Source organism: Herbidospora cretacea (genome assembly GCF_001570605.1).
Lineage (GTDB): Bacteria > Actinomycetota > Actinomycetes > Streptosporangiales > Streptosporangiaceae > Herbidospora > Herbidospora cretacea.
Window position 1 is genome coordinate 251676 of the sequence record NZ_BBXG01000002.1, and the last position, 26421, is coordinate 278096.

At 68.8% G+C, this 26421-nt stretch carries 26 protein-coding genes, 1 tRNA gene and 1 other RNA gene; 15 read left to right on the forward strand and 13 right to left on the reverse strand.

Features of this window, described 5'->3' with window-relative positions:
• Nucleotides 1-43: 43 nt before the first annotated feature.
• The 4 genes from AW270_RS03685 to AW270_RS03700 all read right to left on the reverse strand — a co-directional run bounded on the left by AW270_RS03685 (nucleotide 44) and on the right by AW270_RS03700 (nucleotide 1995).
• Nucleotides 44-334, reverse strand: a complete 291-nt coding sequence (locus AW270_RS03685; RefSeq protein ID WP_061290615.1) for a type II toxin-antitoxin system VapB family antitoxin — start codon at nucleotides 332-334, stop codon at nucleotides 44-46.
• 33 nt (nucleotides 335-367) lie between these two features.
• Nucleotides 368-1261 (reverse strand): KPN_02809 family neutral zinc metallopeptidase, encoded by an 894-nt coding sequence (gene ypfJ, locus AW270_RS03690; protein WP_245674556.1) that lies wholly within the window; start codon nucleotides 1259-1261, stop codon nucleotides 368-370.
• A gap of 37 nt (nucleotides 1262-1298) precedes the next feature.
• The gene (locus AW270_RS03695) at nucleotides 1299-1670 is read right to left on the reverse strand and encodes a hypothetical protein (RefSeq protein WP_157521662.1); all 372 of its coding nucleotides are present in this window, start codon (nucleotides 1668-1670) and stop codon (nucleotides 1299-1301) included.
• 236 nt (nucleotides 1671-1906) lie between these two features.
• Nucleotides 1907-1995, reverse strand: a tRNA-Ser gene (locus tag AW270_RS03700).
• Nucleotides 1996-2083: 88 nt separating this feature from the next.
• Here AW270_RS03700 and ffs point away from each other — a divergent pair.
• Nucleotides 2084-2181: signal recognition particle sRNA small type (gene ffs, locus AW270_RS03705), an RNA gene on the forward strand.
• A 31-nt stretch (nucleotides 2182-2212) separates the two neighbouring features.
• Nucleotides 2213-4807 carry a DNA polymerase III subunit gamma and tau gene (locus AW270_RS03710; RefSeq protein ID WP_061290621.1) on the forward strand — a complete coding sequence of 865 codons (2595 nt, stop codon included), beginning with the start codon at nucleotides 2213-2215 and terminating at the stop codon, nucleotides 4805-4807.
• 169 nt (nucleotides 4808-4976) lie between these two features.
• Here AW270_RS03710 and AW270_RS03715 read toward each other — a convergent pair whose 3' ends face one another.
• A complete protein-coding gene (locus AW270_RS03715; RefSeq protein WP_061290623.1) occupies nucleotides 4977-5444 on the reverse strand; it encodes a hypothetical protein in 468 nt (155 codons plus the stop codon).
• Nucleotides 5445-5456: 12 nt separating this feature from the next.
• Entirely contained in the window at nucleotides 5457-6791 is a 1335-nt protein-coding gene (locus tag AW270_RS03720) for a helix-turn-helix domain-containing protein (protein WP_157521663.1), read from the reverse strand.
• A 254-nt stretch (nucleotides 6792-7045) separates the two neighbouring features.
• On the opposite strand from AW270_RS03720, the gene AW270_RS03725 reads away from it, so the two are divergent.
• The 5 genes from AW270_RS03725 to AW270_RS03745 all read left to right on the forward strand — a co-directional run bounded on the left by AW270_RS03725 (nucleotide 7046) and on the right by AW270_RS03745 (nucleotide 10944).
• On the forward strand, nucleotides 7046-7378 hold the full coding sequence (locus AW270_RS03725; protein ID WP_174549839.1) for a YbaB/EbfC family nucleoid-associated protein: 333 nt from the start codon (nucleotides 7046-7048) through the stop codon (nucleotides 7376-7378).
• Between the two features lie 3 nt (nucleotides 7379-7381).
• Nucleotides 7382-7981, forward strand: coding sequence for a recombination mediator RecR (gene recR / locus AW270_RS03730; protein ID WP_061290626.1), 600 nt, complete (start codon nucleotides 7382-7384; stop codon nucleotides 7979-7981).
• Nucleotides 7974-8507, forward strand: a complete 534-nt coding sequence (locus AW270_RS03735) for a DUF5063 domain-containing protein (RefSeq protein WP_061290628.1) — start codon at nucleotides 7974-7976, stop codon at nucleotides 8505-8507. The genes recR and AW270_RS03735 overlap by 8 nt, the downstream gene beginning before the upstream one ends.
• Nucleotides 8508-8599: 92 nt before the next feature.
• Nucleotides 8600-9874: an aspartate kinase gene (locus tag AW270_RS03740; RefSeq protein ID WP_061290630.1), complete on the forward strand. Its 1275-nt coding sequence runs from the start codon at nucleotides 8600-8602 to the stop codon at nucleotides 9872-9874.
• The gene (locus tag AW270_RS03745) at nucleotides 9871-10944 is read left to right on the forward strand and encodes an aspartate-semialdehyde dehydrogenase (RefSeq protein WP_061290632.1); all 1074 of its coding nucleotides are present in this window, start codon (nucleotides 9871-9873) and stop codon (nucleotides 10942-10944) included. Before AW270_RS03740 ends, AW270_RS03745 begins: the two co-directional genes overlap by 4 nt.
• A gap of 9 nt (nucleotides 10945-10953) precedes the next feature.
• Here AW270_RS03745 and AW270_RS40440 read toward each other — a convergent pair whose 3' ends face one another.
• Nucleotides 10954-11559 (reverse strand): hypothetical protein, encoded by a 606-nt coding sequence (locus tag AW270_RS40440; protein WP_218009076.1) that lies wholly within the window; start codon nucleotides 11557-11559, stop codon nucleotides 10954-10956.
• Between the two features lie 195 nt (nucleotides 11560-11754).
• Between AW270_RS40440 and AW270_RS03755 the strand changes: the two genes are divergently transcribed.
• Together AW270_RS03755 and AW270_RS03760 are read left to right on the forward strand one after the other, a co-directional pair.
• Nucleotides 11755-12375 (forward strand): TetR/AcrR family transcriptional regulator, encoded by a 621-nt coding sequence (locus AW270_RS03755; protein ID WP_245674557.1) that lies wholly within the window; start codon nucleotides 11755-11757, stop codon nucleotides 12373-12375.
• 19 nt (nucleotides 12376-12394) lie between these two features.
• A complete protein-coding gene (locus tag AW270_RS03760) occupies nucleotides 12395-13159 on the forward strand; it encodes a bestrophin-like domain (RefSeq protein WP_061290634.1) in 765 nt (254 codons plus the stop codon).
• Here AW270_RS03760 and AW270_RS38415 read toward each other — a convergent pair.
• A complete protein-coding gene (locus AW270_RS38415; protein ID WP_157521665.1) occupies nucleotides 13140-13289 on the reverse strand; it encodes a hypothetical protein in 150 nt (49 codons plus the stop codon). The genes AW270_RS03760 and AW270_RS38415 overlap by 20 nt on opposite strands.
• A 1127-nt stretch (nucleotides 13290-14416) precedes the next feature.
• On the opposite strand from AW270_RS38415, the gene AW270_RS03765 reads away from it, so the two are divergent.
• Together AW270_RS03765 and AW270_RS03770 are read left to right on the forward strand one after the other, a co-directional pair.
• Entirely contained in the window at nucleotides 14417-15400 is a 984-nt protein-coding gene (locus tag AW270_RS03765; protein ID WP_218009077.1) for an LLM class F420-dependent oxidoreductase, read from the forward strand.
• A gap of 60 nt (nucleotides 15401-15460) precedes the next feature.
• Nucleotides 15461-15826 (forward strand): YkvA family protein, encoded by a 366-nt coding sequence (locus AW270_RS03770; protein WP_061290638.1) that lies wholly within the window; start codon nucleotides 15461-15463, stop codon nucleotides 15824-15826.
• A 69-nt stretch (nucleotides 15827-15895) separates the two neighbouring features.
• On the opposite strand, the gene AW270_RS03775 is transcribed toward AW270_RS03770, so the two are convergent.
• The 3 genes from AW270_RS03775 to AW270_RS03785 form a co-directional block, all read right to left on the reverse strand.
• Nucleotides 15896-17092, reverse strand: coding sequence for an amidohydrolase family protein (locus AW270_RS03775; protein ID WP_061290639.1), 1197 nt, complete (start codon nucleotides 17090-17092; stop codon nucleotides 15896-15898).
• A 69-nt stretch (nucleotides 17093-17161) separates the two neighbouring features.
• Entirely contained in the window at nucleotides 17162-17956 is a 795-nt protein-coding gene (locus AW270_RS03780; protein ID WP_082801273.1) for an SURF1 family cytochrome oxidase biogenesis protein, read from the reverse strand.
• A gap of 19 nt (nucleotides 17957-17975) precedes the next feature.
• Nucleotides 17976-18458 carry a winged helix-turn-helix transcriptional regulator gene (locus tag AW270_RS03785; protein WP_061290641.1) on the reverse strand — a complete coding sequence of 161 codons (483 nt, stop codon included), beginning with the start codon at nucleotides 18456-18458 and terminating at the stop codon, nucleotides 17976-17978.
• 79 nt (nucleotides 18459-18537) lie between these two features.
• Here AW270_RS03785 and AW270_RS03790 point away from each other — a divergent pair, with 79 nt between their 5' ends.
• Both AW270_RS03790 and AW270_RS03795 read left to right on the forward strand, forming a co-directional pair.
• Nucleotides 18538-19035, forward strand: coding sequence for a GNAT family N-acetyltransferase (locus tag AW270_RS03790; RefSeq protein ID WP_061290643.1), 498 nt, complete (start codon nucleotides 18538-18540; stop codon nucleotides 19033-19035).
• Nucleotides 19032-19619 (forward strand): TetR/AcrR family transcriptional regulator, encoded by a 588-nt coding sequence (locus AW270_RS03795; RefSeq protein ID WP_061290645.1) that lies wholly within the window; start codon nucleotides 19032-19034, stop codon nucleotides 19617-19619. The genes AW270_RS03790 and AW270_RS03795 overlap by 4 nt, the downstream gene beginning before the upstream one ends.
• Here the strand turns inward: AW270_RS03795 and AW270_RS03800 are convergent.
• Nucleotides 19576-19893, reverse strand: coding sequence for a hypothetical protein (locus AW270_RS03800; RefSeq protein WP_061290647.1), 318 nt, complete (start codon nucleotides 19891-19893; stop codon nucleotides 19576-19578). The two genes, AW270_RS03795 and AW270_RS03800, sit on opposite strands and share 44 nt — an antisense overlap.
• 79 nt (nucleotides 19894-19972) lie before the next feature.
• On the opposite strand from AW270_RS03800, the gene AW270_RS03805 reads away from it, so the two are divergent.
• Complete coding sequence (locus AW270_RS03805; RefSeq protein ID WP_061290649.1) at nucleotides 19973-21421, forward strand: DUF7059 domain-containing protein; 1449 nt, start codon at nucleotides 19973-19975, stop codon at nucleotides 21419-21421.
• A gap of 300 nt (nucleotides 21422-21721) precedes the next feature.
• Here AW270_RS03805 and AW270_RS03810 read toward each other — a convergent pair whose 3' ends face one another.
• Nucleotides 21722-24649 (reverse strand): AfsR/SARP family transcriptional regulator, encoded by a 2928-nt coding sequence (locus tag AW270_RS03810; RefSeq protein WP_061290651.1) that lies wholly within the window; start codon nucleotides 24647-24649, stop codon nucleotides 21722-21724.
• A 751-nt stretch (nucleotides 24650-25400) separates the two neighbouring features.
• On the opposite strand from AW270_RS03810, the gene AW270_RS03815 reads away from it, so the two are divergent.
• Nucleotides 25401-26318, forward strand: coding sequence for a PD-(D/E)XK nuclease family protein (locus tag AW270_RS03815; protein ID WP_082801275.1), 918 nt, complete (start codon nucleotides 25401-25403; stop codon nucleotides 26316-26318).
• Nucleotides 26319-26421 lie beyond the last annotated feature (103 nt).

Sequence of the window (26421 nt, forward strand, 5' to 3'; positions counted from 1 at the left end):
CATGAAAAGGCCCGGTGCTCACAGCACCGGGCCTTTCGTGTTTCTAGAGTTCGAGAACGCGGGCGTGCAGGACCGACCGCTGGTGCAGCGCCGCGCGCAGGGCCCGGTGGAGCCCGTCTTCCAGATAGAGCTCGCCTTCCCACTGCACGACGTGCGGGAAGAGGTCACCGTAGAAGGTGGAGTCCTTGGCCAGCAGAGAGTGCAGGTCGAGGACGGCCTTGGTGGTGATGAGAGCGTCCAGTCTGACCTGGCGGGGCGGAATCTGCGCCCACTCTCGATGCCCGAGCCGGTGCTCGGGATAGGGACGTTCGTCGCCGACCAACTTAAAGATCACGCTATGTAGTTTATGAGACGAAGGTGGGCGGGGTCAGATCGACCCGGAGAACGTGTCACATCGGGCGGGATCCCCTGATTTGTAGCCGTTCGTGAACCAGGTGACCCGCTGTTCCGAGGTGCCGTGGGTGAACGCGTCCGGGTTCACCTGGCCACCGCTCTTCTGCTGGATCGAGTCGTCGCCCACCGCCGAGGCGGCGGCCAGCGCCTCCTGGATGTCGGCGTCGGTGAAGGGCTTGGCGAAGAAGCCGGTGTCCACGGCGTTCTTGGCCCACACGCCGGAGTAGCAGTCGGCCTGGAGCTCCACCCGTACCGATCCGCTTTCCGCGCCCTCGCCGCCGCTCTGCTCAAGCGTGCCCGTCAGGTTCTGTACGTGGTGGCCGTACTCGTGCGCGATCACGTAGGCCTGGGCGAACGGGGTGTTCTTGGCGCCCAGCTGCGATTCGAGCTGGTTGAAGAAGCTGAGGTCGAGGTAGACATAGCGGTCGACCGGGCAGTAGAAGGGCCCCACGGCCGACTCGGCCGCGCCGCACTCGGTCTGGACGCCCTGCTCGAAGAGGGCCGTCTTGGCCGGCTGGTAGCCGTCGACCTTGGTGGCCCAGTAGTCCTGAAGGCTGTTGACCACGCCGACGACCCTGCACTGTTCGTCCTGGTCGGCGTCGGTGCCCTTCTGGCACTTCTCGCTGAGGTTGCCGGACGACGGCTGGACGCCGGGGTTCTCCGCGCCTCCGCCACCGGTGAGACCACCGATGTCGAAGCCGAAGACGAGAGCGACGATCAGCGCGATGATGCCGGCCGCGCCGCCGCCAACCGCAAGCCCGCCACCGGGGATGCCACCCCGGCCGCGGTTCTCGACCTGAGAGCCGTCGAGCTGTGCTTGGTCGTCGAAATCCATGACGGCGTGACTTCCCCGGAGAAGGGCGATCATGCGCCGGCGCCTCACGTGGAGGCGCCGGCTCGGCAGGTCACCAGTTGTTGATGCGGATCGACATCCGGGCGCAGTTGTCCAGGCGGCCGTAGTAGCTGCTGTACAGGCCGCCGACCGTGATCTGCACGGCTCCGGTGCCGCGGTAGACCACCTTGCCGTTGACGGCGTCCACGAGCTTGAAGCGGATCTCGCTCGGATCGCAGATGGGATTGGGGATGTAGGACTCGAACGTGGTGATCTGGATGTAGTGGCCGGTGGGATGCGCCTGGACGTTCCCCGTCGAGCAGGTGGTCCAGAAGTTCTGGACGGTGCACTCGGAGTTGGCCGCCAGAGCGGCCGAGGCGGGCAGCAGGGCCGCGCCCACGCCGAGGGCCAGCGCGGCGGCCGCCATTCTCTTACGGATCTTCATGATCTCTCCTTCTCTCGGCTGGACGACTCCGAGTGAAGGAAGGAGCGGTATAGGTCGGGTATACGACCCTTGTGGCCTGCGGGAACTCGTTGGCGGGCGAGGTGGGCGCGGCCGGTTGGCGCCGGGTGCGGGGCCTGCCCGGGGCGGTGGGCGGTGTGAGGGTGGGCGGAGCCGTAACGGAAAGTGGCTTTGAAAAGGAAGAAGGGGCCGGTCGCAAATCGACCGGCCCCTTCTGGTGGCGGAGGATAGGGGATTTGAACCCCTGATCGGTCTCCCGAAACACGATTTCCAATCGTGCGCCCTAGGCCAACTAGGCGAATCCTCCGCCGAGAAGCTTACATGACTTCGCGCATGCGCTGTCCTTCCGATCCGGAGCACTGGGCGCGGGTGGTCGGGGCGGCGGCTAGACTGTCCTCGGACCCCTCGCGCGGCGTCATCCTGTGAACCTCCCCAGGGCCGGAAGGCAGCAAGGATAAGCGGGCTCTGGCGGGTGTGCGGGGGGTTCTTTGCTTCCGGTTCTGCTCTCCCCGAGGAGACCGTCCATGAGTCTCGCGCTCTACCGCAAATACCGTCCTGGGACGTTTGCAGAGGTCAAAGGGCAGGAGCACGTCACCGACCCGCTCCGCCAGGCCCTCAGAAGCGGGCGCGTGAACCATGCCTACCTCTTCAGCGGGCCCCGGGGATGCGGCAAGACGTCGAGCGCGCGGATCCTCGCCCGGAGCCTCAACTGCGAGCAGGGGCCGACTCCCGATCCGTGTGGCGTGTGCGAGTCCTGTGTCGCCCTGGCCCCGACGGGCGCCGGCCACCTCGACGTGATCGAGATCGACGCCGCCTCTCACGGTGGTGTCGACGACGCGCGTGACCTGCGCGAACGGGCTTTCTTCGCGCCCGTGTCGGCGCGGTTCAAGATCTACATCATCGACGAGGCGCACATGGTGACCCGCGAGGGTTTCAACGCGCTGCTCAAACTCGTCGAGGAGCCGCCGCCCCACCTGAAGTTCGTCTTCGCGACGACGGAACCCGAGAAGGTCATCGGGACGATCAAGTCCCGCACCCACCACTATCCGTTCCGCCTGATGCCTCCGGCGACTCTGAAAGCGCTCATGGAGGAGATCCTGGCGTCAGAGGCGGTGCCGTTCGAGCCCGCGGCGCTTCCTCTGGTCGTACGCGCGGGGGCCGGCTCGGCCCGGGACTCGCTGTCGATCCTCGACCAGCTTCTCGCCGGGGCCGACGAGAACGGGATCACCTACTCCCGCGCGGTGTCCCTGCTCGGTTACACCGACGGCGACCTCCTCGACGAGATCGTCGGAGCCTTCGCCCGGCGGGACGGCGGGCTGGTCTTCCAGGCGGTGAACCGGGTGATCGAGGGCGGCCACGACCCCCGCCGGTTCGCGACCGACCTGCTGGAGCGGTTCCGCGACCTGGTGATCCTGGCGAACGTGCCCGAGGCGGCGGCCAACGGTCTGCTCGACCGGCCTGCCGACGAGCTGGAACGCCTCCAGGCACAGGCCGCGGCGATGGGGCCGGCGGAGCTGACCCGGGCGGGGGAGATCTTCAACGCCGGCCTGACGGAGATGCGGGGGGCTGCCTCTCCTCGGCTGCTGCTTGAGCTGATGTGCGCCCGCATCCTTCTTCCGGCGGCGGAAGGCGGCGAAGCGGCCATGCTCGCCCGCCTGGAGCGGCTGGAACGCGACGGCGTTCCGCAGGGTGGCGGGGGCCAGTACGCCTCGGGGCCGGGAGCTCCTTCTTACGCGGGCCGGGCGCAGCCGGGGCATATGGGGTCGGCCGGTCAGCCCAACTATCAGAGCCATACCGCGCAGCCTGGGGCTCAGCAGGGTCAAGCTTCTGGGGCTTACCCAGGCCATGCCGCGCAGCCGGGATCACAGTCCGGTGGTCACCCCGGCCATGCTTCGCAACCGGGGTCTGCGCAGGTCGAGACCTCGCAGTCCGTGGCTCGCCAAGCTCATGCCTCGCAATCTGGGGCTTACGAAGGTCACACGTCGCTGCCAGGGACCTCGCCCGGCCAGCCTGGGTCTCAGCAGGAGCAAGGCTTCCAGGTTGGCGCGCAGTCGGGGCAGGCGTCGCAGGGTGATGCGGCGAACGGTTCGGCTCCGCAGTCCGGCTCTCAGCAGGGGCAGTCTGGCGCTGGCCAATCGGGTGGGGCCCCGGTAGGCGCGAGCCCGCAGGGTGTCGACGACTGGCCCGAGACCGTGAAGCCTGGCTCGGGTGGTGTCCCCGCAGCTCGGGCCGCTGCTCCCCCGGCCGATGACTGGCCGGCGGCCGTCAAGCCCGGGGCTGGTGGGCCGTCCGCTGCCGATGTCCCGTCGGGAGCGCAGACGAACGCGCCTCCGCCTGCGCAGGCCGGCGCCCCGCCGCCTGCTCAGCCGAGTGCCCCGCAGGTGCCTGCCAGTGCCGGCGTTGTGGCGCAGGTGTGGCCGCAGGTGTTGGAGGCGGTCAAGAACCGGCAGCGGGTCGCGTGGATGATCATCAACGCCCAAGGTCGCCTGCTGGGCGCCGAGGGGAACGTGGTGACGGTCGGCTTCGAGAAGCCGGGAGACGTGCAGGGGTTCCTCAAGGGCAAGCGCGACGAGGTCGTCGCCGCCGCCCTGGGGGACGTGCTCGGTGGTCACTGGCGGGTCGACGTCGTCACGGGCGGCACGGGCGGTGGGCAGTCGACCCGTCCTTCGCAGCCCACGCCGCCACCGGCGCCTCCGCCGCCTCCGGTTCAGCCGTCTGCGCCGGTCCAGTCAGCCCCGGCGGCTCAGCAGACCCAGTCCGCCCAGGCGGCGCCCGCTCGGGAGTCCGCTCCGGCGCGGAGACAGCCGGAGAAGGCGTCCACCGACGAGTCGTGGCCTGACGCGCCGACCGACGAGTTCGAACGCCCCGCCCCGCAGTCGGCCTACGAGGCCCCGCCGCCCAGGGCGTCCCAACCGGCGACGCCGGCACCCCGCCAGGCGACCTCCGCGCCCGCCCGGCAGGCCTGGCCTGATGCGGTGCCCGCGCGGGCGAAGAAGTCCGACGAAGACGACGTCGACCCCGACAACGACGCCGACGTCGACTCCGACGGCCTCTCAGGCCTGGCCTTGCTGCAGAAGGAACTGGGCGGCCGGGTCATCCAGGAGATCGACCACTCCTGAACAGCAGGTCCGTTGCCCGTGTAGCGCAACCAAGAGCGGTGGCGCTCGGCCAGGCACAGGCCGGCTGGCCGCGAAGGCCCCACGGGCGAGCACTTCGGCCCGGCCGCAGGGCCTAGGGGCGTTTTCGCTTCCGGGAGGTTCAGACCTCGGGCCGGCCCTGAACTGGTTGCTATTCGCTTCTGATTCCCTGGACCACGGCCATCAGGTCGTCGGGGGTCAGGGGGTTCTCGGTGATTCTCACGGTCAGGGCTACGCCCGGGGAGTCGAGCCAGAACGCCTCGGTTCCGGTGGCCAGCCCGGGGGTCCCGTCCTTCGAGAACTCCTGTAGGTCCCAGGTCTCGCGTTCGTCGTATTCCGTCAGGAACTCCTTCAGGGACGGCAGATCGGTCAGGGCGTCGCCTCTGAGGACCGCCACGCGGAGGTCGGCCTGGTGGCCGTCGGGGGTTTCGCGTTCCCACACGCGGGTCTCGAAGGTCACGTCTTCCCACTCGGACTGGAAGTCGCTCACCGACTCTCCGGTGACCGCCGGGACGTGGGTGATCGCGAAGCCGCTGACGGTGCCGCCGTCGCGGGAGGGCGAGCCGGCGGCGGGGGCGGACATCGCCAGGACGCCGGCCATGAGGAGCGTGCCGATCATGTGGTGCTCTCCTTAGAAGGAGTGAGTGAGGCGGACCGACGCAGCCGCGTGGCGGTGGTCCTCCGCCGGGACGACCGACATGATGCGCTCCAGGATCGCGACGTCGTCGTGGCCTCCGCTGGTCTGTGCATAACTCCAGAGGTGGGTGGCGGTGCCCTTGCCCAGTATCTCGGACCTCACTCGGGCTTCCAGTTCGTTCCGTTCGCGGCGGATCGCGGGGGACTCCGAGCGGGAGAGCAGCGGGCCCTGGTAGCGGGCCACGACGGTGTCGAGGTCTCCGGTGGTCAGCGCCCTGCGGACGGCCAGGAGGTCGGCGGTGACCTCGCCGACCAGGCGATAGGGCTTGGCGGCCACGGCGCCGGGGAGCTGCGCGCGGAGGCGGTGGATCTCGGCGCGGATGGTCACGGGGTTGCCGTCGTCGCCGTACAGGAGGAAGGAGAGCTGTTCGGCGGTCAGGCCGCGGGGGTGGGTGGCCAGGAGGGTCAGGATCTCGGCGTGGCGGAGGGAAAGGGTGATGCGGCTGCCGCCGTATTCGGCGGACGGGGTTCCGCCGAGGACGGTCAACGACAGGCGGGGGACGGTTCCGCGACGGGGATTGACCAGGTAGGAGTCGCCGAGGAACTCCACGTCGCCCACGCGGCCGTCGGGGAGGACGAGGCGGTCGCCCTCGGACGGGAGTGAAACACGTTCCCCCCGGAACCGGTCTCCGGTGATCACCCGGCCGCTGCACGACACCAGCACCCCCGAGCGGGCGGCGTGGCGGCTGCGGACGCGTTCGTCGTTCTCGTTCATGCGCAGCGCCAGGTGGCTCTCGGCCAGTTGGGCGGCGGCGCCGATCAGGGCGACCGTGGCGGGGGGCAGGGAGCGGGCGATGCCGCTGATGTCGACGCAGCCCAGGACGTCGCCGGTGTCGGGGTCGACGATCGGGGCGCCGACGCACGACCAGCCGTGGAGGGCCTCGACGAGGTGTTCGTCGGCGTAGACGCTCGTGGGGGCCCCGGCGGCCAGCGCGGTGCCGATGCCGTTGGTGCCGACGGCGGACTCCGACCAGGCGAAACCGTCGGCCAGGCCGATGCGGTCGCCGTGGCGGAGGACCTCGCGGTGGCCGTCGCGCCAGAGGATGTTCCCGTCGGCGTCGGTGACCACCATGATGTGGGCCGCCTCGTCGGCGATCTGCAGCAGGGTGTGATGGAGCAGGGGCAGCAGCTCGCGCAGCGGATGGGCGGCTCGCGCCGCGGTGACGTCGCTGGTGTCGTACACGAAAGGAGCTGTTCTGGCCCCCGGATCGACCCCGGCGGCGAGTGATCGGCGCCAGGACGCCGAGATGATCGTGTCGCGAGATCTCACAGGCCACAATCTCCAGGAGTAACCGATTGATCGCAACCTGTATGCAACGTTCCGGTGGCTACGTTTGGTCTGCCACCCCGGGCCGCGGCCGACCCAGGGTGGAAAAGGCCGGGTCTCGGACGCTTGGAGGGGGGCCGGGACCCGGCCAGGGCAGCACCAATGAACACGCTCCGTGCTCCGGTGTCAGATGAGCGGCAAACACCGTAGGCTCGTCGGGACGAACAACGTCTCCGGTCGCTGAGGAGCGCACGATTGTGAACCCAGAAGTCAACCTGCAGCAGTTGCTGGAGCAGGCTCAGCTCATGCAGCAGCAGCTCGTCTCGGCGCAGCAGGAGCTCAACGACGCCGAGGTTCAGGGAAGCGCGGGCGGGGGCCTGGTTGTGGCGACCGTCAACGGCAGTGGCGAGCTGCTCGAACTGAAGATCAACCCGAAGGTCGTCGACTCCGGCGACGCCGCCGAGACGGTCGAGACGATCGCCGATCTGGTCATCGCGGCCGTGCGTGACGCCGTCCGCGCCGCCGGCGAGCTCCAGCAGGAGAAGCTCGGTCCGCTGTCGCAAGGCCTCGGCCAGCTTCCAGGTTTCTAAGTCATGTACGAAGGCGTCGTCCAGAACCTGATCGACGAGCTGGGCCTGCTGCCCGGCGTCGGTCCCAAGAGCGCGCAGCGCATCGCCTTCCATCTGCTGTCGGCCGATCCCGCCGACGTGAAAAGGCTGGCCCACGCACTTCTCGAAGTGAAGGAGAAGGTGCGTTTCTGCCGCGTCTGTGGCAACGTGGCCGCCGAGGAAGAGTGCCGGATCTGTCGTGATCAGCGCCGCGACCCCCATGTCATCTGTGTGGTCGAGGAGTCGAAAGACGTCGTGGCCATCGAGAAGACGCGCGAGTTCCGGGGGCGCTACCACGTGCTCGGGGGCGCGATCAGCCCGATCGACGGGGTCGGCCCCGACGACCTGCGGGTCCGCGAACTGATGGCCCGGCTCGCCGACGGCGAGGTGACGGAGCTCATCCTCGCCACCGATCCGAACCTTGAGGGCGAGGCCACGGCCACCTATTTGGCCCGGCTCGTCAAACCGATGGGTTTAAAGGTCACTCGGCTGGCCAGCGGTCTGCCCGTCGGCGGCGATCTGGAATACGCCGACGAGGTCACCTTGGGCCGCGCTTTCGAAGGACGGAGACTGCTGGATGTTTGACGAAGAGTGGAAGGACCTGGCCGACCGGGTCGGCGGGCACGCCCAGAACTACATCGACGGCCTGACCAGGCTGGCGGGCGGCGAGGGCGGCGACGCGATCCTGCCGCTGCTGCTGGTGGAGGTCGCCCAGGTCAGCCTGGCGGGTTCCCAGCTCGCCGCGGTCCACGACGTGATCCTCCAGGGCAACGTCGAGCCCGCCCTGAGCGAAGACCCCGACATCGACCCGCTGCGGGTGGCGCTGGCGGCCCGGCTGGGCCCGGTCGACGACTACGCCGAGGTGTTCGACCCCTACAAGGACACCTCGGTCACCCCCTACCGGCTGTCCGACGACCTGACGGCGGTGGCCGCCGACCTGATCCACGGGCTGCGCCACTACAAGGCCGGCCGGCCTCTTGAGGCGATCTGGTGGTGGCAGTACTCCTACTTCAACACTTGGGGCAACCACGCCGGGGCGGCACTGCGGGCACTGCAGGCACTGGTGGCGCACACGAGGCTCGATGTGGCCGAAGAGGTGACAGTGGTCTGAGCACTGTCCACATGCTGGGCTAACTCAGTTGGCCCTCTGAGACCCACAGATAGAATGTGAGCTCCACGTCCTGATTCGTTCGGAGATACCCAGTGGCGCTCGTTGTCCAGAAGTATGGTGGTTCGTCCGTCGCCGATGCCACGAGCATCAAGCGTGTCGCGCAGCGGATCGTCGCCACGAAAAAAGCGGGCAACGAGGTCGTGGTCGTCGTCTCCGCGATGGGCGACACGACCGACGAGCTCCTCGACCTCGCCCAGCAGGTGTCGCCACTGCCGCCAGGCCGTGAGCTCGACATGCTGCTGACCTCCGGCGAGCGGATCTCGATGGCGCTGCTCGCGATGGCGATCGCCAACCTGGGCCAGGAGGCGCGCAGCTTCACCGGGTCGCAGGCCGGTGTGATCACCGACTCGACCCACGGCAAGGCGCGGATCATCGACGTGTCGCCCGGCCGCCTGCGCGACGCCCTCGACAAGGGCCACATCGCGATCGTGGCCGGGTTCCAGGGTGTCTCGCAGGACACGAAGGACATCACGACGCTCGGGCGCGGCGGTTCCGACACGACCGCCGTCGCCCTCGCCGCGGCCCTCGGGGCCGACGTGTGCGAGATCTACACCGACGTCGACGGCATCTTCACCGCAGACCCCCGGATCGCCGCGAAGGCCCGGAAGATTCCGAAGATCTCCTACGAGGAGACTCTCGAGATGGCCGCGTGCGGCGCGAAGATCCTGCACCTGCGCTGCGTGGAATACGCGCGGAGGTTCAACCTCCCCATCCACGTCAGGAGCTCGTTCAGCACCAAGGAAGGCACCTGGGTCACCTCCGACCCCGCGACCGAAGGAACCGAAGTGGAGCAGCCCATCATCTCCGGCGTGGCACACGACCGGAGCGAGGCGAAGATCACCGTTGTCGGCGTGCCCGACAAGGTCGGAGAGGCTGCCGCCATCTTCCGCACGCTCGCCGACGCCGAGATCAACATCGACATGATCGTGCAGAACGTGTCGGCGGCGGCGACGGGCCGGACCGACATCTCCTTCACGCTGCCGACGAGCGACGCCTCCACGGCGCTGACGGCGCTGAAGAAGATGCAGGCCCAGGTGGTCTTCGAGACGCTGCTGTTCGACGACCAGATCGGCAAGGTCTCGCTGATCGGCGCGGGCATGCGGTCCCACCCCGGTGTGACCGCCAAGTTCTTCGGGGCGCTCGCCGACGCGGGTGTCAACATCGGGATGATCTCCACCTCGGAGATCCGCATCTCGGTCATCGTCGACCAGGACCAGGTCGACGCGGCGGTCAACGCCGCCCACTCGGCGTTCAATCTCGACGCCGACCAGGTTGAAGCTGTGGTTTACGGAGGAACCGGCCGATGAGCACCAAGCCCACCCTCGCCCTCGTCGGCGCGACCGGTGCCGTCGGCACCGTCATGCGGGAGATCATCTCCGGCCGGGAGGACATCTACGGCGAGATCCGCCTGGTCGCCTCGGCCCGTTCGGCCGGCAAGCTGCTGTCGGTCCGTGGTGAGGACGTCGCCGTCCAGGCCCTCGCGCCCGAGGTGTTCGACGGCGTCGACATCGCCATCTTCGACGTGCCCGACGAGGTGTCGGCCACCTGGGTGCCGATCGCGGCCGAGCGCGGCGCGATCGTCATCGACAAGTCGGGCACCTTCCGGATGAACCCGGAGGTGCCGCTGGTGGTCCCCGAGGTCAACCCGGGCGACGCCGCCAACCGCCCGCTGGGCATCGTCTCGACCCCCAACTGCACCACGCTGTCGATGATGGCGGCCATGGGCGCGCTCCACGAGGAGTTCGGGCTCACCGAGCTCGTCGTCTCCTCCTACCAGGCCGTCTCGGGCGCCGGCGTCGCCGGTTCCGCTCGTCTCTACGACGAGGTCGAGGCCCTGGCCGGCGACCGCACCGTCGGCACCACCGCCGGTGACGTGCGCAAGGTGCTGCAGAACAAGCTCGGTGACGGCGACGACACCTTCCCGGCGCCGGTCGCGTTCAACGTCGTGCCGTGGGCGGGCTCGCTCAAGGAAGACGGCTGGGCGTCCGAGGAGCTGAAGCTGCGCAACGAGTCGCGCAAGATCCTCGGCATCCCGTCGCTGAAGGTCTCGGCCACCTGTGTCCGCGTCCCGGTGATCACCACCCACTCGCTCGCGGTCCACGCGACCTTCGAGCGTGAGATCACCGTGGCCGACGCCCACCGCATTCTTGAGGCGGCGCCGACCGTCGTGCTGGTCGACGACCCGGCCAACGGCGTCTACCCGATGCCGATCGACGTCGTGGGCACCGACCCGACCTATGTCGGCCGGGTGCGGCAGGCCCTCGACTTCCCCAACACGCTCGACCTGTTCGTCTGCGGCGACAACCTGCGCAAGGGCGCGGCCCTCAACGCGGCCGAGATCGCCGAGCTGATCGTCGCCACCGAGTTCACCGACTAGCACCACGGGCTAACGGAACAGGATGTCCCAGTGATTGCTCTCCCGGGCGAACAGGTCCTGCTCGGGAGAGATATACAGCGCTGAGCCGTCGCCACGCTTGCCGTGCGGCGTCAGCTTGCGCGTGATGTAGCGGTCGAGGCAGCGGTTCGGCGCCAGGTCGATCTTGTAGCCGTTGCCGTGGCTGTAGGTGCCCGCGGCGTGGCCGGTCTCGGTTCCACCGGTCACGACCAGCCGGCAGCCCGACATGCGCCTCAGCTCGATCGTCTTCAGCAGCGTGCCGAGCCTGACGGTGTGCAGCGACGTGCAGGTCGATCGGTTCTTGTCGACGCAGTTGCCGGTGGAACTCCAGCCGAGGCCCGCTTCACGTATTCGGTTCATCGCGTAGTTGTGGTGGAGGCGGGTGTTCATCGCGCGGCGCCAGGTCCAGTAACGGACCTTCAGGACCCCTGTACGGAATGCGGTGCGCACCCCATGGGGAGCCTCGGCCGGGCGGAAGGTCAGCATCCGGTGTGGCTTGACGCGCTGGGTGTCGGCGTTGGCCACCGGGCCGGGAAGCGTGACCAGGGCGAGAACGGTCAAGCCGGCGACACCCCAGCCGGTCGTGCGTTGGGTCATACTACTTCCCCCATTACTCTGCGTAGCGCGGTGGGGGAGCTTGATCACAGGCTTAACTCCCACACCGAGCCGGGAGCCACCCCCGGAGAGGCCGACTGTTTGGGGTAACTCGGCCATCATCTGGTGGGTTCATGACCTGACGGGGGCTGGAGACGTACAGTGACCGATGTGCCCAGGTCGAGCAGGGAGCTCATCGTGGAGACCGCGCTGCGGCTGTTCCGCGAGCGGGGGTACGACGCGACGACGATGCGCGCGATCGCGGCTGAGGCGGGTGTTTCCGTCGGCAGCGCTTATTACTATTTCTCGTCCAAAGAGCAGCTGATTCAGGCCTATTACGATAGGGCGCAATCGGCTCACGAGGCGGCCAGCCGCGATATTCTCGCGCGCGAAAGGGCGTTCGCGCCCAGGTTGCATGGGGTGCTCTCCGCGTGGGTACGGGTTTCCGAGCCCTATCACGCGTTCGCGGTGAAATTCTTCAAGCACGCGGCCGAGCCGGACAATCCGCTGAGTCCGTTCAGCTCGGAATCGGCGCCGGCCCGGGATTCCTCGGTCGCGCTTTATCGCGAGGTCGTCGAGGGGTGCGCCGATCGGATGGACTCCGAATTGCGGAGCGAACTGCCGGAGCTTCTCTGGCTGCTGTCGATGGGGATCGTGCTGTTCTGGGTGCACGACACCTCGCCCGGATGCGAACGCACCTATCGGCTCATCGACCGCAGCGTGCCGTTGGTCGATCGTTTGGTCGCGCTTTCCTACCTGCCGGGTTTGCGTGGGGTGACACGAGATTTCATCGAGGTGGTCCGCGAATTGCGGGAATGATCTGATTACTCTCTGTCACATGGCATGGGTCTTCTGGTTTGTGGCGATTGTCGTGGTGGCCCTGTTCGCGGTGCTGACGTGGCTGCGGCGGAGCGGACGGGCCGACGAAGAAGGCGGCGCGGGGCCGATCGACTTCGCGGTCAACCTCGCCCTGGCGGTGTTCCTCGTCGTCGTCGCCTATGCCGTGGTGCTGTGCCGGGATGCCATTTCGGCGTCCGACGCCGACGTGAGGGCTGAGTCGGAGAGCCTGGTCGAGCTCTATTGGGCGGTGGCTCCCCTGCCCAGGTCGTCTGAGGTGCGGAATCTGGTGCGGTCGTACACGGCCCAGACGGTCGAGCTCGATTGGCCGCGCATGCGCGAGCAGTCGCTCGACGGGCGGACCGGGGTGACGCTCGACTCGCTGCGGACCGCGATGCTCCGGCTGCCCTCGACCGACACCGAACTCCGCGCCGAGGCCCTCGCGCGGGCGGCCGAGGTGTCGCACGCGCGGGCGGCTCGGGCGGACAACGCCACTTCCGGCCTCGAACCGCTGTTCATGGGGTCGATGATCATCTCGGGGTTGCTGGTGATCGCCCTGCCATGGGCGCTGCGACGGCGGCCCACGGTGCCGTCGGTGATCGCCGACGTGGTCCGGGTGGCGACGGTGGTGACCGGGATCGTGGTGATCCAGCTCATCTCGCACCCCTACGGGATCGAGGGCGCGGTGGACCCTGGGCCCCTCAAGGAGGCCCAGGTGCGGTTCGACCAGATCGACCGCTTGATCCCTAGCGACGGCGCCGCCTGAGCACCGCCCCCGCCGCCACGGCGATCACCGCCGTGAACATCACGACGACGACCGACTGCCGGTCGGTGGGGCGATGCGCGTCGTTGTCGGCCATCCGCTTCCTGGCCCGGACGATCGCCCCATCCGCCACAGGCGCCGTGTCGATCCGAACCGGGGGCGGAGCGGGCGCGTCGGCAGGCGGTGCCACGGCAGTGGGCGCGGGCGCATCTGCCGCAGGACCGGCGGGTGCGGGCGCAGTCTGAGCGGGAGCATCCGCGGCCGGGGTGTTCGCGGGTGGCGCAGCGGGTCCAGCAGGTGGTTCGGGAGCGGCTTGGGCGGCGGGCGGCTGAGCCTGGCCGGGCTGGTTCACGGGCTGGGCCGGGCTGTCCGGCTGCTCTCCAGAGGCCGGCCTTTCCGTCGTCGCCGGGTTCCTTTCCTGTACGGGCTGAGCACGCACCTTGGTGTCGATGGGTTGCCCGGCGTTCCGCGGTGACGCGGGGTCGGGGCCTTGCGGAGAGGCTCCTCGCGCCGGCGGCGCGGCACTGGGCCCGTTCACGGACGGCGCATCGACTACAGGTGCGGCCTGAGGCGGCGTATCCACAGCGGGGATGTCCACAACAGGTCTATCCACAGGCTGTGGTTCCACAGTGGGCTTGTGCGCAGTAGGCGTTTCCGCAGCGGGCGTTTCCACAGCCGGGGTTTCCACAGCCGGGGTTTCCACAGCCGGGGTTTCCACAGCGGGGGGATCTACGGGGCGGCTGTCCACGGGGCGGCTGTCCACGGGGCGGCTGTCCACGGGGACTGGGTTCGCCGGGCGGCTTTCCACAGGCGGTTCTGGGAGCTGAGCGGCGGCCGGTGGCTCCACGGTCGCGGGCGGAAGGGCGGCGGCGCGTGGCGGAAGCGGGGAGATGGTCAAGTCCAGCCACGTTTCCAGCGGTGCGTTCACTGCGACTGGTGGCGACGCCGGCAAGGGTCCGGGCGTGATGAGGGTGGTTGCCGGGGATTCCGCCGTCGGGGCGGTCACCACGGCCAGGGGGATCCAGCGGGATTCCACGGTCGGGGTCGGTCGGAATGCCCAAGGCTGGAATGCCCACGGCCGGAGGGCCCATGGCAGGAGGGCTCGGGGGAGGCGGGTCGTGTGGTTCCGTTCGCAGGTCACCTGGACCCACGGGCCGTGGACTTCCGCGTGACAGGACGTTCTTACTTCCACCGGGATATCTGCCATTTCTTCGTTGTAGCAGGTCAGAGGGCATTTACTTGACGTACCGAACGGTTGGTATGCTCGTGGCCTCAATCGAAGAGCCGGGAGGCACTGTGGCGCGCTGGGGAATCACCGTCCCGTTCGCGGGGAGCGGGCTCGATCGGGATCTGATCGCCGAGCTGCCGTCTCTCGGTTACACCGACGCGTGGTCGGCCGAGGTCAACGGCAACGACGGGTTCACGCCGCTCACGCTGGCCGCCGAGTGGGCTCCCGAACTCCGGCTCGGCACGGCGATCGTGCCGGTCTCGACGCGGGGGCCCGGCCTGCTGGCCATGACGGCGGCGACGGTCGCCGATCGGGCGCCGGGGCGGTTCCTGCTCGGCATCGGCGCCTCCTCCCCCGCGATCGTCGAACGGTGGAACGCCGGCGAGTTCGTGAAGCCCTTCGCCCGCACCCGCGACACGCTGCGGTTCCTGCGCAGGGCGCTGAACGGGGAGAAGGTCAGCGAGACCTATGAGACCTTCTCGATCCAGGGCTTCAAGCTGGAGAAGGCTCCGACGACGCCGCCGAAGATCGTCTTGGCCGCGCTCCGGCCGCGCATGCTGCGTCTCGCCGCCGAGGAGGCCGACGGAGCGATCACGAACTGGCTGTCGCCGGGTGACGTGCGGAAGGTCAGGGGCGAGATCCACGACGACACCGAGCTGATCGCGCGGCTGTTCGTCATCGTCAGCGAGGACGCCGACCGGGTGAGGGCCATCGGGCGGCGGATGATCGCCGGTTATCTGACGGTGCCGGTGTACGCCGCTTTCCACGACTGGCTGGGGCGCGCGGAAGTGCTGCGGCCGATGCACGAGGCCTGGGCGGCGGGAGACCGGCAGGCGGCGCTGAAGGCCATCCCCGACGAGGTGGTCGACGATCTGATCATCCATGGGACGGCGGAGCAGTGCCGGGCGCGGGTGAACGAATACGTGGAGAACGGGCTCACGACCCCTGTTCTGGCCCCGCTCGACCTGGGTGACCTGCCGATGGACCAAACGGTGAGAAATCTGGCCCCGCAGTAACGGAACCAACGCCGCAAAGTCCTCCGTTATCGGGGCAAAGGGCCGGGCAGGGAGGCAATCATGGTGAAGGCACGGCGGGCGGCGCAGGCGTACAAGGCCTACCAGGATCTTTCACGGCCCGGCAGCCCCGGGTTGGGCGCCCGCATTCGCGCCCTGCCCCGCATGCTGTCCGGGGCGATGCGCGGTGACTACCGCGAGCTGGGCAAGGGCAAGCTGGCCCTCATGGGCATGGCGATCCTCTACATCGTCAGCCCGGTCGACGTCGTCCCGGAGGCGCTGTTCCTGGCGCTCGGCGTGGTCGACGACTTCGGGGTGTTCCTCTGGCTGGCGTCCTCGCTCCTCGGCGAGAGCGGCCGCTACGTCGACTGGGAGCGCAAGCGGATGGCCATCTCCCCCGAGGTGGACCTCAACCGCCGCCACGCCTGAGCGCGGCGGTGAATTCCGCTCCGGATCTCGGCCGGCCACTCCGGAGGCGTAACGGAGAATGAGGCTTTTCTAGATCTCCTCCTGGCGGAGCCAGGCTCTCGACGGGAGCGGGTGGCCGAAGAGGCGGGCGGCGTTGCCGTAGGCCACCCGGGCGATGTCGGCCGGCGGGAGGCTGCCCAGTCGCTGCGCGACCGAGCGCTGGGTGTCGGGCCACGACGACTCCGCGCGGGGGTAGCCGCTCTCCAGGAGCACGTGTTCCATCCCCACGGCCATGCGCACGCCGCTCAGCGCCGTGTCGTCGAGCGTCCCGAAGAAGAAGTTGCGGCGCAGGACCTCGCTGGGGCGTAAACCGCCGTCCCAGGCGGACTCGCTCGACACCGGGTGGTCGAGCGCGTAGTCGGCGCGTTCGGCCAGCATCGGGAGCCAGCCGACGCCGCCTTCGACGATCAGGATGCGGAGGCCGGGGAAGCGCAGCGGGACGCCCGACCACAGCCAGTCGGCGCAGGCGAACATGGCGGTCGAGGGCATCAGGGTCGTGATGGCCTCGATGGGGGTGTCGGGGGAGGGCACGGGGGCCCACGACGAGGCGCCGGTGTGGAGGCAGACGACGGTGCCGGTCTCCTCGCAGGCGGCGAGGAACGGGTCCCAGTGGCCGCTGTGGATCGACGGCAGGCGCAGGCGGGTCGGGAACTCGGGGAAGACGACGGCCTTGAAGCCGCGGGCCGCGTTGGCCTTGATCTCCTTGGCGGCGACCTCGGGGTCGGGGAGCCAGGGGAGCTGGAGGGCGATCACGCGCTCGGGGTAGGTGCCGGCCCACACGTCGACGTGCCAGTCGTTCCAGGCCTTCACCAGGGCCAGGCCGAGGTCCTGGTCGCGGGTGCGGGCGAAGGCCACACCCGCCTGGGTGGCGAGCATGCCGGGGAAGTTGAGGGCCGCCCAGATCCCGGCACGGTCCATATCCTCGATGCGCGCGTCGACGTCGTAGCAGCCGGGGCGCATGTCGTCGAAGCGGACCGGGTCGAGGGTCCACTGGTCACGCGGGCGGCCCGCGCCGACGTCGATGCCCGCCGCGGGGTAGGTCGCGCCGCCGTATCGCCACACCTGATGGCCCGCGTCGGTGTCGACGACCTTGGGGGCCGCGTCGCGGTATTTGGCGGCGAGGCGGTTCTCGAAGACGTCGGGCGGCTCGATCACATGATCGTCGACTGAGATGATGACAAAATCCCGCCGCCTCGGCTCAGGGTCGGGAAGCAGCGGGGTACTCACAGCAGTCAACGGTAGGGCCAAGGAATAACGCCAAACAAGCTGGCAGGTCTCCGGTTGGTATCCGTTGGTTCACGTCACGGCGTGGCTGGTCGCCTCATCCGCCCCACCATTATCAGTGGTTTGCCGCCGATCGTGAAGCTCTCGGCGGATGAGAAGGATCCAGCCGCCGATCGCCACCCCGATGAACAGCCACCACTGCACTCCGTAGGCCAGATTGAGCCCTCCGCCACCACCCGCTTCGGGGGCGGGCACGGGTTCGGGGGCGTTCTCGGAAATCGGCTGCTGTTCGATGAGATCGACATAGCCGCCGTAGAGGGGAGATCCGACGACGCCGCCGAGGGAGCGGTCGTCGATGAGGAGGATCTGGCCCTCCGGTAGCCCCTCGCGGTGGATGATGCCGGTCGTCTCGGTGGTCTCGGCGGGGCGCAGGCGGCCCGTCAGGGTCACCTGGCCGCCGGGGGGCGGCGGGACGTCGGGGCGCGAGTCGGCGGTCGCGCCGGCCTTGACCCAGCCCCGGTTGACCAGGACGGCGCCGCCGGGCGTCTTCAGGGGTGTGAGGACGTAGAAGCCGACCTGGGTGTTCTGGGTGCGGCGGCGGACCAGGAGCTCGTGGGCCGCGTCGTAGGTGCCGGTCGCGGTGACCCTGCGGTATTTGTCCTTCTCCGGTACGGCTCCGCCCACGCTCGTCAGCGTCTCGAACGGCACCGGCGGCGCCGACAGGTTGGTGGAGTTGCGGTCTTCGGCGGCCGAGCGGGATTCGTACCGCCCGAACTGCCACCGGCCGAGGAAGACGAAGGCCGGGATCACCAGCAGCACCACGACATGCAGCGCCAGCCAGCGAGGGGTCAGCAGGAACCGGTACACGCCCTACAGACTAGGGACCCTAGGCGGTGCCCCTGACGCGGGCTCCCGGGCCGGGCACCGGGGTGATCTCGCGCGGTCCCGCCAGGGTGTGGCCCTCGGCGCACCGCAGCTCCAGCGTGACGGGGGCGCCGCAGCCGCGGTGGGTGACCAGCAGGGGCGGGCCCTCAGGGTCGGACTCGTAGCGGTCGCCCCAGTGCATCAGCGCGATCAGGATCGGATAGAGGTCGCGGCCCTTGTCGGTGAGGCGGTATTCGTCGCGCTGGCGCTGGCCGGGCTCCTGGTAGGGGACCTTGCGCAGCATGCCCTCGTCGACGAGGCGGGTGAGCCGGGCGCTCAGGACCTGGCGGGGCGCGCCGGTGCCGGCCTGGAGGTCGGCGAAGCGGCGGACGCCGTTGAAGACCTCCCGCAGCACCAGAAAGGTCCACTTCTCGCCGACGACGGACAGTGTGCGTTCGATGGAGCAGTTGTCCAGGTGGAACGCACTTCGCGGCAGGACGTCCATGGCAGGCATCGTAAAACATCACCTTCCCTGTCAGCTGAGTCTACTTGACAGACCCAGATGGGCAAGAAACGCTGAGTTCATGCAGAGAACTCAGGTGGAGATCCGGCCGACCGGGCCGGACGACGCGGACGGGGTGCGCAAGTTCCTGCTCGACCTCTCGCTGCACACGCAGACCCGCCGCTTCTTCGCCGGGCTCACCCGGCCCAGTGCCACGCTGGTCGGGTCGATGCTGGCCAGGGACGACCGCCGCGACGCCCTCCTCGCCCTGGCCGACGACCGGGTCATCGGCCATGCGATGGCCTACCGGAAGGACGACGAGGCCGAGATCGCCGTGGTGGTCGCGGACGAGTGGCAGAACCAGGGGATCGGTTCGCGGCTGATCAGGGAGTTGCTGGACCGGGCGGCCGGGACCCGGTGGCTGACCATGGACGTCATGGGCGAGAACCGGAGGGTTCTGTCCATGATCAACCGAGCCTGGCCGGACGCCGTGATGGCCGTCGAACACGGCTCGGTTCAGGTCAGAACAGGTCTCGCATTTGCAGAACAAAGCTCTGTTAGGCCACCATTGGTGGTGTGAAGAGCGCGAAGATCGGTCGAGACGGGCGAACCCGGATCATGGACGGCGCCCTGCGCCGTTTCAGCCAGGACGGCGTCTCCGCCACCACGCTGGCCAGCCTCCGCGAGGAAAGCGGCGTCAGCGTAGGTAGTTTCTATCACCATTTCGCCAGCAAAGAGCACGTGTTCGGGGTGCTCTACGCCGAAACCCTGGCGATGTACCAGGAAGCGTTCATCACCCGACTTCTCGCCAACGAAGAGGCCCGCGGCGGCATCGAGGCGGTCGTCGCCTTCCACATGGAGTGGTGCGGCGAACACCCCGAGCGGGCCCGGCTGCTGATCAGCGAACGGCCGCCCCGCCGCGAGGAGCCCGGCGGCGCCGAGGTCGCCGAGTCGCGGCGGACCTTCTTCCGCCAGGTCGCCGACTGGTGGCGGCCCCACATGAAAGACGGTCGGCTCCAGAACGTCCAGTCGACGATGTGTTACGTACTGTGGCTCGGCCCGGCCCAGGAGATGTGCCGCCTGTGGTTCGCCGGGGCCCACCAGCCGACCGACGAGGAGATCAGGGCGCTCGCCGAGGCGGCCTGGGCGAGCCTGCGCGGCTGACGATCCAGGCCAGCTTGTTGAGGGAGATCTCCAGCCGCAGGTCGTGGCGCTGACGCCGCATCCCGGGCACCGCGATCGTCCGCTGCACGGCGTAACGACCTCGCGCCGGGTAGCCGAACCCCAGCTCACCCGGCAGGACCCGGAGATCGTCGCGGTTCCCGCACGACGGGCAGGTCCACGAGACCAGGTCACGGCCCCGGTTGTAGTCGTGGCACGCGCGGAAGTAGTCGTCGGGCCGGAATCGCGAGCCGCAGGCCAGGCACGGTAATAGCACGGCAAACTCCCCGATGAGGTTGTCCGGGTCATACGCCCGCCTGCTTGACCGCCACTTGCAAAGCGCTTACGGCGCTAGATTGCTCTGTGTGGACGCACCATCTGACCTGCTCGTTCGGCTCCGCGACCGGTTCCTGGAAGCCGGCTACACGATCGACGGCGTACGCGAACGGCTCGGCGACACCGCCGCCTCGGCGCTGGCTCGGGAGGAGCTGGTCCCGGCGCTGCGCGCCACCCGTGACGGCGACTCGCTGGGGACCCTGATCCGCTTGTGGTGGCTGGGGGTGCCGGTCAGCACGGCCGCCGCCGACCTGCCGCTCCACGAGCTGCTGCGCAGCGGGCTGCTGATCAAGGTGGGTGACACCGTCCAGGCCAACGTGCACATCCAGCCGTGGGAGACCGGCGGCTATGTGGTGTCCGACCGGAAGGTCCGGCCCGGTGACCCGGCGCTGCGGCGTGACCACGTCGTGGGGGCGGGCGGGGCGTCGGCCAACCTCGCGCAGCTTGTTTCACGTGAATCCGTCGACCGGGCGCTCGACCTGGGCACCGGCTGCGGGGTGCAGGTGCTCCATCTCGCCGGCCGGGCGAGCGAGATCACCGCGACCGACGTCAACGCGCGGGCGCTGCAACTGGCCCGGCTGAGCTGGGGGCTCTCCGGGGTCGCCGAGGTCGAGACGCGCAAGGGATCGATGTTCGACCCGGTCGGCGGGGAGCGCTACGACCTGATCGTCTCCAACCCGCCCTTCGTGATCTCCCCCGCCGGGCGGCTCACCTACCGAGAGACGGGTTACCGGGGCGACGAGTTCTGCCGCGACCTCGTCCGGCAGGCGCCGGCCCATCTGACCGCCGGGGGCACCTGCCACCTGCTGGCCAACTGGCTCCACGTGCGCGGGGAAGACTGGCGCGACCGCGTCGGCGGCTGGCTTTCCGGCACCGGCTGCGACGGCTGGGTGGTGCAGAGAGACGTACAGGATCCGGCCGAATACGTGGAACTGTGGCTGCGCGACGCCGCCGAGCAGGGCACCCCGGCCTATCGCGACCGCTACGACGAATGGCTGGAGTGGTTCGCGGAGCAGGAGGTGGAGGGCGTCGGGTTCGGCTGGATCACCCTCAACGACTCGGGCTCCCTCGATCCGGTCGTACGGATAGAGCAGCTCACCCACCAGGTCGAGCTCCCCGTGGGGGGCTACGTCGACCGGGTCCTCGACGCGATCACCACCGCCCACCGGCTGAGCGACGACGACCTCCTCCAGGCGGCGCTGACCCTCGCCGACGGCGTGCTCGAAGAGCGGGTCGGGCAGCCGGGCGCCGACGACCCGTCGGTGATCCGGCTGCGGCAGACCCGGGGGCTGCGCAGGACCGCCGACGTCGGCACGGTTGAGGCCGCGCTGGCCGGGGTCGTCGACGGCGAGCTCACCACCGGCGCGCTGCTGGGCGCCATCGGCGAGCTCATCGGGAAACCCGGGCTGACCGAGACCGAGAGCGTGCGCCGGCTGATCGCCGAGGGGTTCTTCGCAATCGGGCGTTGATCGATCGTCAAGCGCCGTGGGAGATGGTGATCTCGGGCGGAGAACCCGGGGGTAGGGACTCCGCCCAGCCCGGCCGGTCGTTTCAGAGAGGCGGCTGGCGATCACCAAGGCGCAGGCGTGGACGGCTATCGGGCCCCCCAGCGCGCCGGGTGAGAGCAGCGACCGGCCGGGCTCACCTGCTTTTCGAGGCAGATTCACAGCGCGAGCCACGGCCGGCCTTCGGCCGTCCGCGTCTCACTCTCCACGCCGAAGGGAACCCAAGTGATCAATCACGTCCGGATGACCAGGCTCGACGACGACCTAGGTCTCGACGCGATCGCTGAGCAGCTTTCTTACGTCATCCGCCTCAGCGGACCCGAGCCGGATGAACAGGTCGAGGGCCTTCTCTAACGCGTCGCGGCTGCGCGTGCGGCTGCCGAGCCCGCGCAGCGCCTTGCCCAGCGCCGTCAGCGACTGCGCCTCCCCGTAGGGGTGGGTGATCTCCCGGCTGACCTGGAGGGCCTGCTCGGCGTGCCGGGCGGCCTCCTGGAAGCGTTCGGCGGTGATCAGGGTGTTGGCCAGGCGGACGCAGACGCGCTGCTCCCAGACCCGCTGGTTGCTGGCGCGGAAGAAGTCGAGACATTCGGCGTGGTGCACGACGGCCTCGTTCAGGCGGCCGACGTAGGACAGCACGACGCCCAGGTGGTAGCGGGCCCTGGCCACGCCGGGGCCGCTGCCGATCTCGCCGAAGATCTGCAGGCCCTGCTCCGACACGGAGACCGCGTCGGCGGCCCGGCCGAGGAGCAGCAGGTCGCGGGCTGAGTAGCTGAGCACCAGCGCCTCCCCCGCCAGGTTGCCGCTCTCGCGGTAGACCCGGGTGGCCCGGCTGAACCAGTCGAGCGCCTCCGGGTGCTTCCCGAGGCGTCCGGTCACCACGCCGAGGGCGTTGTAGATCTCGCCGAGGACCACGTGGTCACCGGTGCGTTCGGCGACGTCGAGCGCGCCGCGGAACTCCTGGTCGGCCTCGGCCAGCCGGTTCACCCCGAACAGCATCCGGCCGCGCACGTAGCGGGCGCGCAGCTTGGTCGGGTCGCCGCCGGCGTCGATCAGGGCGCGGGTGCGCAGGTCGAACTCGCGGGCGAACGCGCCCGCCTCCAGCAGCGGCTCCATCGCGACCAGCAGGTCACCGGCGGCGGTGAGATCGGCACCTTCCTCCGCCACCTGCCCGAGCATGGCGAACAGGTCGTCGGCCTCGGCGGCGAGCCACGCCACCGACTCGTCGGCGGAGGCGAAGGTGTGGCCGCGCGTGCCGATGACGGTCAGGCTGTCGGCGACCTTGCTGCCCTCGTAGGCCAGGCGGTGCGCCGCGCGCGCCGAACCCAGGTAGAAGCCGAGCAGGCGGCGCAGCGCCTGGTGGCGGTCCTCCGGGGTGTCGGTCTCCTCCGACTGGCGGCGGGCGAACAGGCGCAGCAGGTCGTGGAAGCGGTAGCGGCCCGGCGCGGGCGCCTCCAGCAGGCTGACGTCGACCATCGACTCCAGCAGGTCCTCGGTCTCGACCAGGCTCAGGTCCAGCACCGCCGACGCGGCCGGGGTGGAGATGTCGGAGCCGTTGGGCAGCGACAGCAGCCGGAACGCGCGGGCCTGGCGGGGGTCGAGCTGGCCGTACCCGAGGGCGAAGGTGGCGGAGACGGCCAGGTTGCCGATCTTCATCTCGTCGAGGCGGCGGCGCTCGTCGGCCAGCCGGGGGACGAGCGAGGCGACCGTCCACGCCGGGCGGGAGGCCAGCCGGGCGGCCACGATCCGGACGGCCAGCGGGAGGAAACCGCAGGCGGCGACCACGTCCATGGCGGCGGCGCGTTCGGCCGCGACGCGTTCGGGACCGGCCACGGCCGAGAACAGGGCGAGCGCCTCGTCGGGCTCCATCACGTCGAGGTCGACCAGGCGGGCCGCCGGGAGGTCGGCGAGCTTGCCCCGGCTGGTGATGAGCGCGGCGCAGCCCGGGGCGCCGGGAAGCAGGTGTTCGACCTGGTCGGCGTCGCGCGCGTTGTCGAGCAGCACGAGCATGCGCCGGTCGCCCAGCAGTGAGCGGAACAGCGCGGCCCGGTCGGCCAGGCCGTCGGGGATGACGTCGACGGGGATGCCGAGCGCGCGCAGGAACGCGGCCAGCGCGGTCTCCGGCGGGGTCGGTTCGCGGCCGTATCCGCGCAGGTCGGCGTAGAGCTGGCCGTCGGGGAAGGTGTCGTGCAGCAGGTGGGCGACGTGCACGGCCAGGGTGGTCTTGCCGACGCCGCCGATGCCGCAGATGGCCGCGACGGGGACGCCGTCGGTGGCTGACAGCAGGTTGAGCAGCCGGTTCACGAGCGTCTTGCGGCCGGTGAAGTCGGTCACGGCGGCCGGGAGCTGCGCGGGCTTGGGCATCTCCACGACGGGCTGGGGCTCGGCGGGTTCGTCCACGGGCTTGGCCGTGGGCCGGACGAACGCCAGCGCCGGGTCGGCGGCCAGGATGCGGCGGTGCAGTTCGGTGAGCTCGGAGCCGGGGTCGATGCCGAGCTCCTCGACGAGGGCGTTGCGGGTGTCGGTGAAGACGGCGAGCGCCTCGGCCTGCCGGCCGCAGCGGTAGTAGGCGAGCATGAGCTGGGCGCGCAGGCGTTCGCGCAGCGGGTGGTCGTCGGTCAGCACCATCAGCTCGGAGATGACCTCGGCGTGCCGGCCGAGCTCCAGGTCGAGGTCCATCAGCGTCTCGACGGCGGCGATGCGGCGCTCCATCAGGCGCTCGCGCTGCGATTCGGCGTAGGGGCCGACCGCGCCGGCCAGCGGCTCGCCGCTCCACAGCGACAGCGCCTCGCGTAAGGTCCCGGCGGCCCGGTCGAGCTGCCCCGCCTTGCGGGCGGACTCGCAGGCGTGCGCGGCCTTCTCGAATCTGCCCAGGTCGAAGGCGTCGTCGGGGAGCCGCAGCGCGTAGCCCTTGCCGACCGAGGTGAGCAACTGCGGTGGTGTACGGGGAGAGCGGTCAGGCTCCAGCGCCGTGCGCAACCGGGAGACGTAGGTGCGCAGCGCGCCCAGCGCCCGGGGCGGCGCGTCCTCGCCCCAGACGGCGTCGATGAGTTCGGTCGGGGTGACCGCGCGGCCCTCGCGGAGCAGCAGCATCGCCAGGATGGACCGCTGCAGCGGGGTGCCGAGGTCGAGCTCGGCGTCGTCTCGCCAGGCTCTGACGGGTCCGAGTACCGCGAAGCGGAGCTGACCAGACATCAGACGCCCTCTTTGTACCTATCGGAAAGATTTCGATCGAAATGAGACAAGGGCGCCTTACGGCCACGTACCCTATCTTCTTGGCGCAACCCTGTCAACCTAGCCTTCAAGATCATCCGCCCTAGCTCTCTCGGATACCAGAGGAAAGTTATGGGTCTGTGATGTTTAGATAGTTGTGATCATGGAGACATTACTATCTAACTACTTATGTATTAGATAACTAAGGGCAGCCTTACGGGCTGCCCTATGGATAGATGAATAGCAATAGATAAGGCCAACGGCACTGAGCCGTTGGCCTCTCTTTGTATCTATCGCTAGGACCGCTCCAAACAGCGGGAAGGGCCAGCGATTAACGCCGGCCCCCCAGCTCCCAGCGCTGTGTGTGAGCACCACACTAGATCGTTTTAGCCTTCCAATCCAGCAAATTCGGACGACAAGTTTATGTCTGCACCAAACTCTCAGCTTCGACTACCCATAGTGACAGTAAGTGCACTTAGAGAAGTTATAACTTCCGTCCGAAACTGTGTCTCTGTCAACTTGACCTAAGCCGAAACACGGGCATAGCCTTGCATCACTCGCTCCCCAGACCAGGGGCAACACCTCTCGACCGGTGCGCGCGTACAGCCCGCCCCTGTATCGGGGGCCTGGGGGGCGAGACATAGACTTTGATACTTCTGCATGGTTGCGTGTTTGACTTCAAGCTATGGGGGCATGAAGGAATACATAACTATGCTTACGGGGGCTTGACCATATGCCGGCAACTGCCGGGGCACTTTTGGTGCCCCACCTCTCCCACTCCACTTTGGGCTGTCATTCGAGTTGCCCGAAGAGCTTCTACCTAAAGAAGGTCGCGAAGCTTCCTCAGGTTCCGTCGATGGCCGCCGTTGGCGGCAAGGCCGCTCATAGCCTGATCGAGTTCTGGGATCTCGAAGGCGGGCCCTCATGGTCCATTGAGGACTGGGAAGACGAAGCAAGTGCCGTGCTGGACGCTGAGGTTTCTCGGACGGAGACCGAGAGCGGAATCCCCATGGATGAGTGGCGGGTTTCAGGTCGAGCCACCAAGGCGCGGCCCAACAAGGAAGACATCGAGTGGTGGCGTGCCGAGCTACCCAAGATGGGCCAGATGTACGCCGAATGGCGCGAGAAGACCGCATGGGAGATCTGGATCACACCCGATGGCGAACTGGCCGTCGAGCTTGAGATCAAAGTTCCGCTCCCTGATGTGGAAGTGCCGTTTCTCGGCTACATCGATCGCGTCTTTGTCGAGCCCGACACGGGCGCCCTGGTGGTCTGGGATGCCAAGTTCGGCTCACAGTCGCCTGAGGATCTGGTGCAGCTCTCGCGATACCGGATGGGCCTGGAGCTTCGCTACGGCGTTCAGGCGCAGTATGGGGCGATCTACAAGGGTCGCACGGGCGACCTGATACCGATCTTCAAGGACGGCAAGACGCTGATGCCCCTCAGCCACCTGTCGTCCAGCATCGTGGCCGGCGACATCGAAGCCCAGTGGCGACTCATACAGACCGGCGCATACCCGGCATCCCCCGGCCGGCATTGTTCATGGTGCGACGTGCGAAACAGTTGCACTCACGCCAAGGGGCGCGACGCATGGAAGCACGATCCGAGCCATCCCGGCTACAAGCCGTCGGCTCTGACTCTGGCGGCATAGCCCGCCTGGCAATCCTTCGGCGGAGCTCTCGGCTCCGCCTTGAAGCCGATAAGGCTTTTCGTCTACTTGCCCGCGATGATTCGCGGGATTCTCGCCGTTTCGG